This is a genomic window from Nocardia pseudovaccinii (genome assembly GCF_050942345.1).
GTDB lineage: Bacteria > Actinomycetota > Actinomycetes > Mycobacteriales > Mycobacteriaceae > Nocardia > Nocardia pseudovaccinii.
On the sequence record NZ_CP192074.1, the window covers coordinates 5,275,486 to 5,290,029 of the forward strand.

Annotated in this window: 14 protein-coding genes; 4 read left to right on the forward strand and 10 right to left on the reverse strand. The window is 64.9% G+C overall.

Annotation, left to right across the window (positions count from 1 at the left end):
* Positions 1 to 285: 285 nt before the first annotated feature.
* Together ACQPZ2_RS23900 and ACQPZ2_RS23905 are read left to right on the forward strand one after the other, a co-directional pair.
* Positions 286 to 834 (forward strand): Dps family protein, encoded by a 549-nt coding sequence (locus ACQPZ2_RS23900; RefSeq protein WP_433520491.1) that lies wholly within the window; start codon positions 286 to 288, stop codon positions 832 to 834.
* A 96-nt stretch (positions 835 to 930) separates the two neighbouring features.
* The gene (locus ACQPZ2_RS23905; RefSeq protein WP_433520492.1) at positions 931 to 1,335 is read left to right on the forward strand and encodes a response regulator; all 405 of its coding nucleotides are present in this window, start codon (positions 931 to 933) and stop codon (positions 1,333 to 1,335) included.
* Here ACQPZ2_RS23905 and ACQPZ2_RS23910 read toward each other — a convergent pair.
* The gene (locus ACQPZ2_RS23910) at positions 1,313 to 1,960 is read right to left on the reverse strand and encodes a response regulator (RefSeq protein WP_433520493.1); all 648 of its coding nucleotides are present in this window, start codon (positions 1,958 to 1,960) and stop codon (positions 1,313 to 1,315) included. The two genes, ACQPZ2_RS23905 and ACQPZ2_RS23910, sit on opposite strands and share 23 nt — an antisense overlap.
* Positions 1,961 to 2,092: 132 nt before the next feature.
* Positions 2,093 to 2,860 (reverse strand): type I methionyl aminopeptidase, encoded by a 768-nt coding sequence (map, locus tag ACQPZ2_RS23915; protein ID WP_433520494.1) that lies wholly within the window; start codon positions 2,858 to 2,860, stop codon positions 2,093 to 2,095.
* Between the two features lie 197 nt (positions 2,861 to 3,057).
* Here map and ACQPZ2_RS23920 point away from each other — a divergent pair, with 197 nt between their 5' ends.
* Entirely contained in the window at positions 3,058 to 4,686 is a 1,629-nt protein-coding gene (locus ACQPZ2_RS23920; RefSeq protein ID WP_433520495.1) for a hypothetical protein, read from the forward strand.
* A 9-nt stretch (positions 4,687 to 4,695) separates the two neighbouring features.
* Here the strand turns inward: ACQPZ2_RS23920 and ACQPZ2_RS23925 are convergent, their stop codons facing one another.
* From ACQPZ2_RS23925 to ACQPZ2_RS23945, 5 genes are read right to left on the reverse strand one after another with little or no spacing between them, the layout of a single operon-like run.
* Complete coding sequence (locus ACQPZ2_RS23925) at positions 4,696 to 4,845, reverse strand: hypothetical protein (RefSeq protein WP_433520496.1); 150 nt, start codon at positions 4,843 to 4,845, stop codon at positions 4,696 to 4,698.
* On the reverse strand, positions 4,842 to 5,741 hold the full coding sequence (locus tag ACQPZ2_RS23930; protein ID WP_433520497.1) for an alpha/beta fold hydrolase: 900 nt from the start codon (positions 5,739 to 5,741) through the stop codon (positions 4,842 to 4,844). The genes ACQPZ2_RS23925 and ACQPZ2_RS23930 overlap by 4 nt, the downstream gene beginning before the upstream one ends.
* Positions 5,742 to 5,761: 20 nt before the next feature.
* Complete coding sequence (locus tag ACQPZ2_RS23935; RefSeq protein WP_433520498.1) at positions 5,762 to 6,649, reverse strand: alpha/beta fold hydrolase; 888 nt, start codon at positions 6,647 to 6,649, stop codon at positions 5,762 to 5,764.
* Positions 6,650 to 6,662: 13 nt separating this feature from the next.
* Positions 6,663 to 7,706 carry a fatty acid desaturase family protein gene (locus ACQPZ2_RS23940; protein WP_433520499.1) on the reverse strand — a complete coding sequence of 348 codons (1,044 nt, stop codon included), beginning with the start codon at positions 7,704 to 7,706 and terminating at the stop codon, positions 6,663 to 6,665.
* Positions 7,707 to 7,752: 46 nt separating this feature from the next.
* Positions 7,753 to 9,597 carry an NAD(P)/FAD-dependent oxidoreductase gene (locus ACQPZ2_RS23945; protein WP_433527505.1) on the reverse strand — a complete coding sequence of 615 codons (1,845 nt, stop codon included), beginning with the start codon at positions 9,595 to 9,597 and terminating at the stop codon, positions 7,753 to 7,755.
* A gap of 185 nt (positions 9,598 to 9,782) precedes the next feature.
* Between ACQPZ2_RS23945 and ACQPZ2_RS23950 the strand changes: the two genes are divergently transcribed.
* A complete protein-coding gene (locus ACQPZ2_RS23950; RefSeq protein WP_063042290.1) occupies positions 9,783 to 10,253 on the forward strand; it encodes an SRPBCC family protein in 471 nt (156 codons plus the stop codon).
* A 12-nt stretch (positions 10,254 to 10,265) separates the two neighbouring features.
* Here ACQPZ2_RS23950 and ACQPZ2_RS23955 read toward each other — a convergent pair whose 3' ends face one another.
* From ACQPZ2_RS23955 to ACQPZ2_RS23965, 3 genes are all read right to left on the reverse strand, one after another.
* A complete protein-coding gene (locus tag ACQPZ2_RS23955; RefSeq protein WP_433520500.1) occupies positions 10,266 to 11,072 on the reverse strand; it encodes an AfsR/SARP family transcriptional regulator in 807 nt (268 codons plus the stop codon).
* Positions 11,073 to 11,421: 349 nt separating this feature from the next.
* The gene (locus ACQPZ2_RS23960; RefSeq protein ID WP_433520501.1) at positions 11,422 to 11,928 is read right to left on the reverse strand and encodes a hypothetical protein; all 507 of its coding nucleotides are present in this window, start codon (positions 11,926 to 11,928) and stop codon (positions 11,422 to 11,424) included.
* 22 nt (positions 11,929 to 11,950) lie between these two features.
* On the reverse strand, positions 11,951 to 14,245 hold the full coding sequence (locus ACQPZ2_RS23965; protein WP_433520502.1) for an MMPL family transporter: 2,295 nt from the start codon (positions 14,243 to 14,245) through the stop codon (positions 11,951 to 11,953).
* Between the last annotated feature and the right edge of the window lie 299 nt (positions 14,246 to 14,544).

Consider the following 14,544-nt stretch of genomic DNA (forward strand, 5'->3'; position numbering starts at 1 on the left):
TCTCGTGCCGCGATCGGACAATCGGGTGGTCGCTCCGGTCGAGAGCAGCTCCGCGGTAGCGGGCAGGCGATCTTTCCGGGTAGCTGGTGCGGTGAATGGGCGTCAGCGGTAGCGACACGAGTGCGTCGAATGGCGAAGCTGATAGCGGACGGGAAACAAGGCACAAGTCGAAGCCACCTGCGCCGCACGACGGCGGCCGAACACCATGAGCCGCCATGCGTTCTTCAGCCGTTCCACTAGCGATTGCCCCCATCGATCGGGGCCCACCACGAAATGGGAGCAACCATGTCGACCACGTCGATCGTCCACACCTCCGCAGTCGCCGCCTCCGGGTTCCGCGCTTCGCCACGGCTGCGCGCGAACCTGCAGCAGGTCCTTGCCGATCTCGTCGCGTTGCATTTGCTGGGCAAGCAAGCGCACTCGAACGTAGTGGGCCACAATTTCCGCGACTTACCTCTTCCGCTCGATGAAGTTGTCGATTTCATCGAGTTGCAGGTGCAAGTCGCGGAGGTCGTCGATACCGCCCGCGAGAGCAGCGACACCATTGCCGAGCGGATGCGAGCATTGGACGCGATGCCCGACGGGCGACCCGAGACCGTTGCCGCGATGACACAGCTGAAGGGATTCCCTCCTGGCGAGCAGAACACCGTCGGAGTGGTCGGGTTGATCTGCGACCAGCTGCGCACTACCGCGGGCACGATGCGCGCCGTTCATGGCGCCGTCGACGCAGAGGACCCGTCGACGGCGGACCTGTTGCACGCCCTCATCGACGACATCGAGAAGCAGCGGTGGATGCTCAGCGCCGAGAAGCGCACCGTCCAGCAGACTCGATGATCGCGGTCCGGCCGTGCGCGCAGGGCGGTAGCCGCCGGTGCGAAGTTCCCGTTAGCGGGGATGCGCGCAAGTAGCGCGCTATCGGACACTCAGGTCATGGAGCCGTCAGCTCAGCGTTTGCGCTGTTTCATCGTCGATGACAGCGTCGGCTTTCTCGACGCCGGACGCGAATTGCTCGAGCGCGAGGGGATCATCGTCGTCGGCGTGGCATCGACCAGCGCCGCAGCGCTGCGGGGGGTCGCGGAACTCAGGCCCGACGTGACGCTTGTCGATATCGAGCTCGGCCCGGAGAACGGCATCGAACTCGCCGAGCGCCTGCACCGCCACGGCGGGCCGGTGATACTGACCTCGGCCCGCGCCGAGCAGGATGTCGCGGATATGGTCGCTGCGAGCCACGCTATGGGCTTCTTGTCCAAGTCCGCGCTGTCGTCGACCGCGATCCGTGAGCTGCTCGCCGCCGAAGACCACCGCGATCCGCTCAGCGAGCCTCGAGAAACGTGACCACCGCGAGAACCCTGCGGTGGTCGTCCCCGGTTTCGGGCAAATCCAGTTTGGTCAAAATGCTGCGCACGTGCTTCTCGACCGTGCCCTCGGTGACCCACAGCCGACGGGCGATGCCAGCGTTGGAGCGCCCCTCCGCCATCAGCGCGAGCACTTCCCGCTCCCGCACACTGAGCACGGCCAGCGGGTCGTCGCGTCGACGGGCCGACACCAGCTCCTGCACCAGAGCGGGGTCGATGACCGATGCGCCCTTGGCAATCCGACGCAGGGTGTCGACGAACTCCTCCACATCGGTGATCCGGCTCTTGAGGAGATAGCCGATCCGCTGACCACCGGCCAGCAGCTCGATCGCGTCCTCGACATCGGCATGCGCCGACAGGACCAGGATGCCCGTCTCCGGGAGTTCGCCCCGGATCACCCGGGCCGCGTCGAGCCCCTCGGTGGTGTGCGTCGGTGGCATCCGGATGTCGACCACCACGAGGTCCGGTGCTTCGTCCCGAACCAGCGCCATGAGTTGCGCGGCGTCTCCGGCCTGCCCCACCACGTCGAATCCGCTGCGTGCGAGCAAGCTCGCGACACCTTCGCGAAGCAGGACGTCGTCTTCGGCCAGAATTACCCGCAACATCCACCTCCGACCTATTGATCCCGAGCATACCGCCAGCAACTGGGCACAAGGCGCGGGCGGACAAGGACTCCCGCGGCTGCCGCAGTAGTCTCCGAGCCGATTACGGCGGCTGAGTTGAGCGGCGGTGACCCGTTATGCGGCGGCGGTCAACACCTGGGGTCCGTCAGCGGTGATCGCGACCGTATGTTCGGAGTGCGCGGTCCGCGAGCCATCCACCGAGCGGATCGTCCAACCATCCGGATCCGTGTAGATCCGGTCGGTCGTGCGCGCGAACCACGGCTCGATCGCAATGGTCAAACCGGGTCGCAGCGGATACCCGCGACCAGCGCGTCCCGCATTCGGCACATGCGGATCCTCGTGCATCGTCCGCCCGAGTCCGTGCCCGCCGAATTCGGTATTCACCGGGTACCCGTTCGCCCGCGCGACCGCCGCGATGGCGGCGGAAATATCGCCGATCCGGTTGCCGGGCAACGCAACCGCGATGGCAGCCGCAAGCGCATCCTCGGTGGCCTTGATCAGCCGCAGATCCTCCGCATCGGCGGTGCCGACGATCATGCTGGTGGCCGAATCGGCGACCCACCCGTCGATGCCCAAAGCCAGATCCATGCTGAGCACATCCCCATCGCACAACGCATAGTCGAACGGAAGTCCATGCAGGACAGCATCATTCACCGATAGGCAGATCGTATTCCGGAAGGGTCCGCGCCCGAACGACGGCGCATAGTCCACGTAGCACGACACCGCGCCGCGCTCCTGAATCCGCTGCCGCACATGCTGTTCCAGCTCCAGCAGATTCACTCCGACCCGGGCCAGCGTACGCAGTTCCGCCAGGATCTCGGCGACGAAGCGCCCCGCCACCCGCATGCGTTCGATCTCTTCCGGCGACTTCAACTCCACCATGCCCAAACCTCCACCTCGGTATTTTAATACCGAGCATAGCGGCGATCGGTATAAAAATACCAATCACCTCGCGTGACCAGGCGATGTGTTATGTTCGCGAGCACGAAAGAGCACTGGTTTGTTTCGTTGTTCGCCGCTCCGAGCGGCATGCGTTCCGCCCGATCGACACCCCGATAGCGAACGTAGAGGAGCAAGCGATGAGCCCGCGCCGCAAGGCACTCGTCGTCGCCGTCGCGCTGGCCGTGGCTCTGGCCATCCCCGCCTGCGGCGGCAATTCGGCGAAGAAGGAGAACCAGTCGGGCACCGCCGCAGGCCCCGCCCGCAATCCCTACCTCGCCGCCGCGACCTACGGGCTGACACATATCGATCCGGGCCAGTCCGACACCTTCCCGTACCAAACGCCGCAGGGCGAATTCCATATCGACCCGAAGCAGCAGCAGCGCATCACCTCGGGACCGGTGAACATCATGACGCTCGCCGCCACCGATCCGGACCACATGTGGGTCTCCTCCACCCAGGGCGTGGTCTATGTCCAGGTGGGCAATGGCATGTTCCACGAGATCGCGCGTGCGGACGCACCGGGCGTGACACCGATACCGTCGCAAGCCTTGGACCATGTGCTCAACCAGAACTTCACCGACCCGGGTCAGGTGGAGGCCGCCGTGCACAACGACTGGGGCGTCGATTGGACGCGCATCGCCAATGGCGTCTACAGCCTGGTGGACAAGGACAATCGGGTCTACTACGTCACGCAGAACGCGCAGATCGTCGTGTTCGGCTTGACGAATGCGAACAATCCAGAAGCGGGCGTACGGGTGCTGCGCACCCTCGACTTCAAACCCTGGCTCGGCAGCGGCCCCGGTCTGGGCGGTCAACCCGAGTCCATCGTCGGTCTGAATATGACCTATGACGGCAAATTGGCCGTGCTCAGCACCCGCGGACTGTCGATCATCGACCGCAGCCTGCAGGGCGAACCGCAGCAGGTCCATTTCGGCGCCGACGAGGTGGTCTCCAATGCGATGGCCGTGGACGACAAGGGCGGGATCTACGCCGCCTCCGACAAGATCATGCGCAAGGTCGTCTGGACCGGATCCAAACTTTCGACCGCCGCCGACGACGGCGCATGGGCATCACCCTACGATTTCGGGCAGCAGCCGCCCGCGGTGAAGTTCGGCATCGGCACCGGCTCGACACCCACGCTGATGGGCTACGGCCAGGACGACCGGCTCGTCGTGCTCACCGACGGCGCCGACCGGATGAAACTGGTCGCATTCTGGCGCGACGGCATTCCCGAAGGATTCCAACCCAAGCCGGGCACCAAATCCAATCGGATCGCCGACCAGATCCAGGCGACGGCCGGTCTGAATCCGCAGCCCGAATTCATCCAGAGCGAGCAGTCGGTCGTGGTGGACGGCTACGGCGCATTCGTGGTCAACAACGCCCGGCCGCAAGGCGCGCCGGACCGGCTCGTCGACGTGCTCGCGGGCGGACCGGTATTCGCGCCGCCGTCGGGTGTCGAGCGGTTCCAATGGGATCCGGCCAACCACAGCTGGTCATCGGTGTGGTCGCGTGCCGATGTGGTCTCGACGAGCATGGTGCCCACCGAGAGCAGCAAATCCGGCGTGGTTTTCGTCAACGGCTACACCAAGGCCGACGGCTGGGAGGTGACCGGTCTGGACTGGAAATCCGGAAAGACGGTGCACCGCACCATCTTCGGGCAGAGCAATCTCGGCAACGGCGCCTACGCGCTGATCCAGTTCTTCCCGAATGGGGATCTGCTGTTCAACAGTGTCGGCGGACCGTTCCGGGTGAAGTACAACGGTTGAAGCTCGCCGTCATCGAACCGGCCTGCGGCAGACCCGAATGCTGTCTGCCGCAGCGGATCTCGTTTCGCACCAGTACACCGCCGCCACGGTGCTGTACGCACCGACGAAGCTCGACACCGTGGCGATCGGCAGCATGGCGAGCAGGACGATCCCAGTCACCGTGCGCTCGCTCGATCTATGTCTTCGACGATGAAGTCCGCGATCAGGGTTGCGAGCTTTTCGGGCTGGTCCAGTGACGACAGAGCATACGAGTCGTCGATCCACTCCAGCCGGGCATTGGGAAAGTCGCGGACCAACCGGACGGCGTGGGCAGGCGGAAAGATCTTGTCCTCGACCGACCAGGCGACCAGCACGGGCTTCTTGAATTCGGAGAAGTGTTTCGCGGCCTCGAGCGAGTAGACGTAGCGCGGATTCGAGACGCGGAACAGGCGGCTCGCGTCGGCACCGACGCCCTTGGTGACCAGTGACGGCCATACGAAAGTGTCGCTGGTGGCGCGGTCGACCGGGTGCTTGATCATCCATCCGAACGCGAACGGAAGGCGCCGCAGCAGCGGAATCCGCAACGAGCCGAACATGATTCGCGTACCGAGCCGACTCACCAGGAAGAACATGAACCGGTACTTCTTGGGTGGGGCGTTGTCGTAGGACGAGCCGGACGCCAGCACGAGGTGCGAGAGGCACTCGGGGCGCTGCGTGGCGACGATCTGGGCAATCGCGGTGCCGCCGCTGTTGCCGACCAGGATCACATCGTGGAGTCCGAGCGCTTCGATCGCGTCGGCGACGATGTGCGCCAGGCCGGGCAGCGTCAGGGTGGCTTTCGGCATCGGGTGTTCATGGGCGCCCAGCGGCAATTCCAGAGTCAGACAACGGAATTTGCCCGACAGCAACGGGACGACCTTGGAGTACTCATTGGCGTTGGTGAAAGGTCCGTGCAGGAACACGATCGGCTGACCGGAACCGGCGTCGTAGCAGTTCACCGTGCCCTGGGGTAGGTCGATCTCTCGTCGCTGGCCGAGATCCGGATGCCGCCACCACGGTCGGCTGCTCTTGTCCATGAGTTTCGTTTCCTCCTGAGTCACGTGAGAGGCGTGGTCCGCGGCTCGTGCACGGTCTTGTCGGCGAATTCGATGATCATGCGTGCCAGCGCATCCGGCTGATCCTCCGGAATCCAGGTATACGAATCCTCGATCAGCCGAACGGTCGAATTAGGCAGCGCGGCATGGAGACGGTGCGCCAGCGATCTGGGGTAGATCTTGTCCTCGGCGGCCCAGATGATCAGCACCGGCTTCTCGAAGCTCGGAAGTCGCTGTGCCACCGCGAGCGTGACGCGTTTGTTCACGCGCAGCACCATGCGTCGGCCATCGTCGCGGATCGCGGCGCTCGCCCGGCACGGGCGCAGGTTGTTGTCCATGACGTCGCGGGGAATCGGCCGCTTCGCCGTGCGGCCGAACACCCAGGGCAGCTGCCGGACGAATCGGGAGCGCGTCGCGAGGCCGAGCAACCGCATCGAGCCGGGGATCCGGCCCGCGAGTGGCAGGTAGGCCAGGGTCGGCGGCGGGAAGTACTCGAAGCAGTCCGGGGCGGCGAGCACCGCGCCGCGGATGCGTTCGGGATGATCGGCCATCAGCAGTTGTGCGACCACTCCGCCGAACTGGTTGCCCACGACGATGACATCGGACAGGTCGAGGCGCTCCAGCAGTTCGGTGACCATTCCCGCGGCGCCGGGTGCACTCAGATCGGCACCCGGAACCGCGATTTCGTGTGCGCCGAACGGCAGATCGGGCGTGATCGCCCGGTAGCCTGCCGCGCTGACACTCGGAACGACATTACGCCACAGGTCACCGGTGACGATGGTGCCGTGCAGGAAGAGGACGACCGGTCCGGTGCCCCGGTCGCGGTAGAGAATCGTGCCGTTCGACAAGGCGATCCGATGGGATTCACCGAGAGATGCGCTCTGGGACATGATTCCTCTCCCCTCACCCGGCCGCGGCGTCCCGGACCGGTCGGCTTGCCCAGTCGAGGTGATCGACGATGTCGCGCATCGATTCGAGGACGCCGGTTTCGGTGTATCCGTAGTTCTTGCTGATGAGGAAGCCGCGGACGATCGGACGTGCGCGCTTGAAGTTGCTGCGCGGCATGGTCGGGAACAGGTGGTGTTCGATCTGGTAGTTGAGTCCGCCGTACAGGAAGTCGGTCGCCCAGTTCGGGCGAACATTGCGGCTGGTGAGCACCTGACGCTCCAGCCAGCCCGCCGGTTCCCCCTGCGTGGTCGGCATGCCTTTGTGGTTGGGCGCGAACGACATTCCCAGATGCAGTCCGACCAGCGCGTGGTACAGCACGATGAACGCGATGGCCTTGCCGACATCCAGCACGGTGAACATCGCACCGAAGAACACGATGCCATGAATCACGAACAGCACCGATTCGAGCACCGGCCGCCGCACTTCGCCGTTCTTGATCGCACCGATCGAGGCGACCCGCAGCCGCAGGGTGTCCAGCGAGGTCAGCGGAAAGTAGATGTGCGCCTGATGTTTGACCACCCACAGCTTCCAGCCCTGCCGCTGATCAGCGTGGGACGGATCGAAGATGGCGATCTTGCGGGTGATGTCGGGATCCAGATCGAGATGGTTGGGATTGCTGTGGTGCTTGCCGTGATGGTTGATCCACCATCCCCAGCTCACCCCGAGCAGCAGGTTGCCGATGGTGTAGCCGATGACCTGGGTCAGCCGCTTGGAGTGCGTGATCTCCTTGTGGCTCGCGTCGTGGAAGATGAACGCGAGCTGGACCGCACACTCCGAAATGAACACGCACAGCAGCAGCTGCCACCACGAGCGGCTCAGCCAACCGAACGCCGCCCAGCCCGCCGCCCATGCCGCGAGCGTGAGCGAGATCTTGGCCGCGTAGTAGCCCGGGCGCATGTCCAGCAGCCCGGCCTGGCGGATCTGGCTGCGCAGCTCGGCGAACAACGTCGTATCGACCGGAGCTTCTGCGATGCGTAATTCGTGTTCCGTCGTTGTCATTGTCTTCTCCTCTGACGGGATGCCGACGCGCGGTGGGCGATTCCGGTCACGGCTGTGACTGGAGCTGCCGAACCTCCTGAGACGCCTCGGACGGTGACGGGGTGTGGGTGGGTGTCAGGGGCGCTCGGCTGCCCGCCGAACGCGGCGTGCGGCGCCGGAAGGAATCGTCGTTCCACGAAATGAACATGTCGCGCATCGCTTCCCAGGTGACGCGACCGCTGCGACGAACCTCCCCTGAGGCGTGCAACCACGCTTCGTGCACACCGATGAGGGCGCCGCCGGTGAAGTAGGTACCGCGCACGTGGCTGGGCGAGCGGTACTTGCCCCACAGAATGGTGCGTAGGTTCGGCAGCAGGGTGAAGGTCTTCGCGGGCGTGTGATCGTTGGGGTCCAGCATGTTCCAGCTGCCCGGGCAGATCTCGCTCTCGCGCAGCAGCCGGTAGATGGTGGCGATGGTGCGGTCGCGCGACATCTCACCCGCCCGGTAGCGGCGCATGGCGGCGACCGCGCCGTTGAGCAGCTCCTCGAACGGCTCGAAATCGATGCCCTGCACGCCCCGGTACGGCGCACGCTCGAGGCGAGCGAAAACGGCCGGATCCTTGGTGCGCTCCCACCCGATGGCGGCTTCCTGAATCGCGTTGGTGCCGTAGCACGTTCCCATCGTCCAGACACGATGGAAGGCATTCCACAGCTCGAAGTCGTCGAACGCGATGTAGCTACTCGACACCAGGTCGTCGTAGTAGCGAAAGGCCCGTTTGGTCCATTCCTCGACATAGAGGAAGTTGGCGGTGTCGAAGTTGTCGGTACGCACCGCATCGATCAACCGGTGCCCGAGCGCGTGCAGCGACATGACCGTGGTGACCAGCCCACCGGAGAACAGCGGATCGATGAAGTCGCTCGCGTGCGGCAACAGGCACCACCGGTCGCCGACGACTCGGCGCGAGGAGAACTGGCTGCGCTCGCCGGCGATGAACGGCTGTACCGGAACCGCCGCCTTCAACTGTTCGGCGACGGAAGGGAATCGGTTGACGTGGTGCCAGAACTCCTCTTCGGCCGTCATGCCCTCAGGCTTGGGGTACCGGTCGATGTCGAGATTCAGGCCGATGCTGCACAGTTCGCTCGGGCTGCTCTCGTGGTTGTTGAACGGGATCACCCACAGCCAGCCGCCTTCGAAAATATGATGCAGTGTGCTCTGGCTCAGCGGGCTCAGCAGCTTGTGTTCCTTGCGCGGCGGGCCGATCGTGTCGTACTGGGGCACGTTCACCATGTGGGTGAAGATCGCGCGGGTTCTGGTGCGATACGGCGGATCCTGCCGCAGTTCCAGCAGCTGCGGCAGCAGCGCGCGCATGCCGCCTGCGTCAACGACGTACTTGGCCCGGAAGCTGCCCTTGTCGCGGGTGACGACATCGACACCGTCGTCGTCGAAATGCAGATTGTCCACCATCGTCTGGGTGTAGGCAGTAGCGCCGTAGGAGACCGCGACGTGGAACAGATACGCGTCGATATCCTGGCGGAAGTAGTGCGAGTCGGGACCCAGAGGCGGTGCCAGGGTGAGGAATTGGTTGCACTCCCGTGGACGTGTCGGCTCGTTCTCGCGGTGGTAGACGAAGCTGAAGCTGCGCTTGATCCCGGTCGACGGGGAGATGTTGCGCCGCGTCAGCGCATGCGCCGACAGGTTTTCCAACTCGGGCACGTCGTAGCGGCGCGCGAGGTTGCGCAGCCCGAACGTCGTCTCGGGAACCGTCGATTCGCCGATCGTGAATCGCGGATGGGCGCTGCCCTCGACGAGCAGGGTACGAATGTTGTGGCGCGCGAGAATGCAGGCGAGCACGCTGCCGCCGATCCCACCGCCGATGATCGCGATATCGAATTGCCTCGAGGTGTCGAGGATGGCGGCTCCCTCGTTCGCGGAGTTCTTGGTGGCGGCTGCACTCGCCGCTGGTTTGCGCTTGTTGCCCACGTGATTGCCCCTTCGTCTCGTGTCTGCGAGCCTGCACCGCAGCGATGAAAAGACACTGAAATCCCCAGCGGGAGAACGGGACAGAATGTCAGAGGGTCGTCGATAGCATCCGCCGTATGGTTGAGATCAATATCGTGAAAGAATGCGCAGCACCGGCCGCGGTGGCCTGGGAGTACGTCGCGGACTACCGCAATCTCGAGAAGTTCCTGCAAGGTCTCGAATCGCTGGTGCCGACCGGAGACAGGACGCGGGGGCTGGGAGCACAGTTCGACGGAACGATGAAGTTCGGGCCGGTGTCCCTGTCCGCGAAGATGGAATACACCGCGTGGGAAGAGGACCGGCTGCTCGCTTCCCGGGGAGTCGAGGGCGTCGACACCACGTTCACCTACCGGTTCGTCGATCTCGACGAAAACCGCTGCCGGGTCGATCTGCTCATCGAGCTGCGCTTGCCCGGGGTGTCCGGCCGGATGACGGCCAAAGCGCTGGAGCCGTTCCTCGGGATCGCCGCCCAGCGCACCGGGGAGAAGCTGAGCCGGCAGATCGCCGACTATCACCGCACCCGGCGTGCGACGGAAGCCGCAGATTGACCCGGCCTGCACTCATTTCCACGTCGAGAATCGCGGACCACCGGGTAATGGGTTACCAGGACGGTCCGCGATCGATTCCTCGCGCAAATGCTCGACCGAGGCGCGCAGACTCGCCCCGGGCCCGATGCCGAGCTCACGGCGGAGAACCTGTACGGCTTGATGGTAGGAATCCATGGCTTCGGCCGATCGTCCCGATCGTTGCAACGCGACGATCAGGTGCTCCCACAGGATTTCGTTGAGCGGATCATCGGCCAGGAACCGCCGAGCGTGGAAGATCACCGTGCCTTCCTGCTCGAGCGCCAGCCATGCTTGCAGCAACGCCTGCCGCGCCGCTGCGCGCAGCTGGCCGAGGTGATCGGCCGCGGTCACCAGGAGCGGCCCCTCGGCGACATCGACGAGCGCCTCGCCGCGCCACAGGCCCAGCGCCTCATCGAGAACGGCCGCGACCACCGCGGGGGTCCTTCCCGCAAGCGGCAGCGCCCGGTCGACCAGATCGGCGAATCGGTGTGCGTCGATGGATGATTCGGGTAGTGCCAGGCGATAACCCGCCGCCGAGGTTTCGAGCAGATCCGCGCCCCCGGAGTTGTGCGCCAGCCACCGTCGCACCCGTGCCATATGGGCGTGCAGCGTATTCTTCGCGTCCTTGGTCGTTCTGACCAGCCCCAATTCCTCGATGAGCTCGTCGCGGTGCACCGTTTCCCCCACGCGCACGGCGAGAACGGCGACAATGCAGCGCAGCTTCCTGCCCGCGAGCCGGACCTCGTGGCCGGCGAACATGGTTTTCAACGGCCCTAGCACAGCGATCTCGATTTCGGGCATGCGCCGACAACCCCCCAGGAAAACAATCAAATCCTTTGCGTTGCAACACACCCCACCCAGCGATGATGTGCAACGCGATCGTCCACTATCGCGGTAGCAGAACAAGAAAATTGACGCGGCGATTGACGCACGTGAAAGAGATTGTGCCGCGAGACGACTCGCTCGTACTGCAACCCTCATCAGGCTGCCGGAGCACAGTCCATCTTGTCAACCTGACAGTCGGTTACATACCGACATCATGTGAAGTAATCACAAGATTCGCCGAAAGCCCTGTTCACATGAACAGACGACGCCCCCCGAGCGCATCGGCCGTTCAGGGCGGTTACGCCGCGAAGACCGGACGGCGCGCTCACTCGCAGATGGGCGAACTCTGCTGCAGGCTCTTCGCCAGACCGCACGCCCACCCCTTGTCGAGCTTCCACACCCCGTCCTCGGCGACCAGCGGCACCTGGGATTGGTTGGTCTGCCCGTAGAACGTGAGCGTCGCGTCCGCGTTGGCGGTCCCGTTGCAGTAGTCGGTGACAGCGGTGATCTGCGAGCTGAATCCCGCCTGGTTGAGGGCGACGCCAACCCGGGTGAACAGATCCGGATCGCCGGAGCTGCCCTGGACGAGCGAAACCTTCTCTGCCGAAGGAACGTTCGGGTCGAGTCCCTTGCGGAGCAACCCGGTGAGCAGATCCACGGTCGGTGACGCCGGGTACTTCCCGTTCGGCTGGCAGTGGCCGGGCTCGTCGGCCTGGATCACCGTGGGTGCTGTCGTCTTGGTGCCGTCGTCGGAACCACACGCCGTCAGCAGGGACGCACACCCGAGAGCTGCACCGGCGGTGGCCGCGACGATGGTGAGGCGAATCTTCAAGGGTCGTTTCCGTTCTCGTGAGTCAGCGATCGTGAACAAGCGGTGCATCCTCGATGTGCGCCGCCGGTGCGGCGGCAACCGCGGGCTCGCTCGGGGTGAAGGTGCTGGTCTCGGTCAGCCCCCAGCGTTCGTGCCAGCGCGCGACCGGGCCCGGCGCCCACCAGTTCAATCTGCCCGCCAGCTTCATGAACGCCGGAACCAGCAGCACGCGCACCAGGAAGGCGTCGACGAGGACAGCGATGGTCAATCCCGTTCCCAGCGCACGCATGAAGGCGATCTGGGCGGTGGCGATGGCCAAGAAGACAATGACCATGATGACGGCCGCGGCCGTCACGATCCGCCCGGTGTGGGCCATCCCGAGGGCGACGGAACGCACATTGGCCGCCACCGTGCGATCGGAGCGCAGCCATTCCTCACGTACCCGCGAGAGCACGAACACCTCGTAGTCCATGGACAGCGCGTAGACGATGCACGCCATCAGCGGCAGGATGAACGCGATGGTGTGATGGGCAGTGCTCGACGTGCCGAGGCCGCCCAGATGGCCGTCCTGGTACAGCCACACGATCGCGCCGAACGCCGCCGTCATCGACAGCACATTCATGATCAGCGCCTTGATCGGCAGCAGCACACTGCCTGTCATCAGGAACATCAGCACCAGCGTGATCAGCGCGATGATCGCGGTGATCAGCGGAACCCGATCCTTGACGCCCGCGACGTTGTCGATGTCGTGCTGGGCCTGCCCGGTGTAGAGCGCCGGAGCCGGGGGCGGCACCCGCTTCACCGCGGCCAACTGCTCTTTGCCGCTGTCCGCGAAGGGATCCCGGACAGTGGACACCGACAGATAAGCGGCATCACCCTTCAGCGCGGCATCGAAGGTTGCCGCGCTGACCGGCCGGCCCGCCACGTACATCCCGTTCGGCCCGGCCACGGTTGTCACATCGGGGACCTTGGACAGTTCCGCCGCGTACGCGCTGACCTCCTTGGGCGAGGTGACCCCGCTGGGAAGCACGATCAAGATCTCGCCCACGGGATTCTGCTGCGGGAACTGCTCGCGCAGAATGTCGCCCGCACGCCGAACCGTCGTGGAAGTGTCGGCATTTCGATCGTCCGGGAAGCCGAGACTGACCCCCAGGAACGGCGTGCCGAGCGCGAGCAGCACAGCGCCGACCACCAGGATCACCGGAATCGCCCGGCGCATGGAGAATTTCGCGACCTTGTACCAGAACTGCTCTTCCGGTGCGCGCGGTCGTCCGACCACGCGGCCCAGCAGTCCGAGCACCGGCTTGCGCACGTCGAAGGCGTTCAACCGGTCCCCCAGGAGCACGATGAGCGCGGGCCCGACTATCAGCGCGGCCAATTGCGAAAGCACCACGGCGGCAACGCCGCCGTAGCCCAGTGATTTCAATAGGGGTGCGGGGAACAGCACCAGTACGGCCATGGTCAGCGCCATCGTCATGCCGGAGTACGAGACGGTGCGCCCGGCGGTGTTCATCGTGACGGTCAGGGCGCGATCCGGTGCACTGCCCGAAGCGATCTCCTCGCGATACCGGTTCAGGATGAACAACGTGTAATCGACCGCCATGGCCAGGCCCAGCGCGGTCGCGATATTGAGGGAGAAGATCGAAACGTAGGTGGCGGAGTGGATGCTCCACAGCAGTGCCGTGGTGCCCGCAACCGCGAAGAGCGCCACCATCAATGGCAGCAACGACGCGATGAGACTGCCGAACACCCACACCAGCACCGGCACCGTCACGGGAATGGCGATGGCCTCCAGGACCAGCAGATCCTGACGTGACGTCACCGTGCCGGTGTAGTAACCCATTGCCAGCCCACCCGCGTTCACCGTCACACCGTCGTGCGTCCCGACGAAAGGCTTCGTCAGGTCGTGGGCGCGCATGGGCGCGGTGGAGTCGTCGCCGACGATGCGCGCGGCCACCAGCCCGGTATGGCGGTCGTTGCTCACCAGCGGGCCGCTCAGCTGCGACGGCGCCGACCAGTACGACACCACCTGCCGGATATAGGGCGACTCGCGCAGGGCGGCCTCGACCTGTTTGCCTCGCGTCACGGCCGCGGCGTCATCGACACCGTTCGGCGAGGTCACGGTGAGCACGACCGACATGCCGCCGCCGGCATTGAACTTCTCGTCGAGAATCTGGTCGGCCCTGACGGATTCGGAGCTCGGGACGTCCTGACCGCCGGCCGGGAGCTTCCACGTCGCCGCCGCGCCGTACACCCCCGCGAGGATCGTCAGCAGCAGCGTCACGCCGACGATGCGGCGCGGATAGCGTCGCGCGAGCAGGGCCAGTCTCGTCATCATTCCGCGTCACGTCCTTCGTTCCCTGTGGCGCCCGTGCTGAGCCCGTACTCCGAGCCCCTGGCTTCGCATACTCACAGTAGGCGACTTCACGAATGTTAGAGTACTCAGAGTATGTCGACTGTCAAGAGTCGGTGACAGCGCGTGACCATCCGCGCCGATCCGAACGCCTCCCCGACCGAATGCGCTTGTAACAGCTGGACATTCGCTGAGCTGGTCCCGCCGCCTGAAACAACCTTCGGTCGCGAATCCCGCTGGTTTCAGCCGAATTTCACATCGCGTCCCGAAGCTTGATCTTGCAA

What these genes read in the sequence shown, in the direction of transcription:
- ACQPZ2_RS23900 (WP_433520491.1), top strand. Translation starts at nt 286, where the DNA reads ATGTCGACCACGTCGATCGTCCACACCTCCGCAGTCGCCGCCTCCGGG.
- ACQPZ2_RS23905 (WP_433520492.1), top strand. Translation starts at nt 931, where the DNA reads ATGGAGCCGTCAGCTCAGCGTTTGCGCTGTTTCATCGTCGATGACAGC.
- map (WP_433520494.1), bottom strand. Translation starts at nt 2,860, where the DNA reads ATGGTGGAGTTGAAGTCGCCGGAAGAGATCGAACGCATGCGGGTGGCG.
- ACQPZ2_RS23910 (WP_433520493.1), bottom strand. Translation starts at nt 1,960, where the DNA reads ATGTTGCGGGTAATTCTGGCCGAAGACGACGTCCTGCTTCGCGAAGGT.
- ACQPZ2_RS23920 (WP_433520495.1), top strand. Translation starts at nt 3,058, where the DNA reads ATGAGCCCGCGCCGCAAGGCACTCGTCGTCGCCGTCGCGCTGGCCGTG.
- ACQPZ2_RS23950 (WP_063042290.1), top strand. Translation starts at nt 9,783, where the DNA reads ATGGTTGAGATCAATATCGTGAAAGAATGCGCAGCACCGGCCGCGGTG.
- ACQPZ2_RS23935 (WP_433520498.1), bottom strand. Translation starts at nt 6,649, where the DNA reads ATGTCCCAGAGCGCATCTCTCGGTGAATCCCATCGGATCGCCTTGTCG.
- ACQPZ2_RS23940 (WP_433520499.1), bottom strand. Translation starts at nt 7,706, where the DNA reads ATGACAACGACGGAACACGAATTACGCATCGCAGAAGCTCCGGTCGAT.
- ACQPZ2_RS23955 (WP_433520500.1), bottom strand. Translation starts at nt 11,072, where the DNA reads ATGCCCGAAATCGAGATCGCTGTGCTAGGGCCGTTGAAAACCATGTTC.
- ACQPZ2_RS23930 (WP_433520497.1), bottom strand. Translation starts at nt 5,741, where the DNA reads ATGGACAAGAGCAGCCGACCGTGGTGGCGGCATCCGGATCTCGGCCAG.
- ACQPZ2_RS23965 (WP_433520502.1), bottom strand. Translation starts at nt 14,245, where the DNA reads ATGATGACGAGACTGGCCCTGCTCGCGCGACGCTATCCGCGCCGCATC.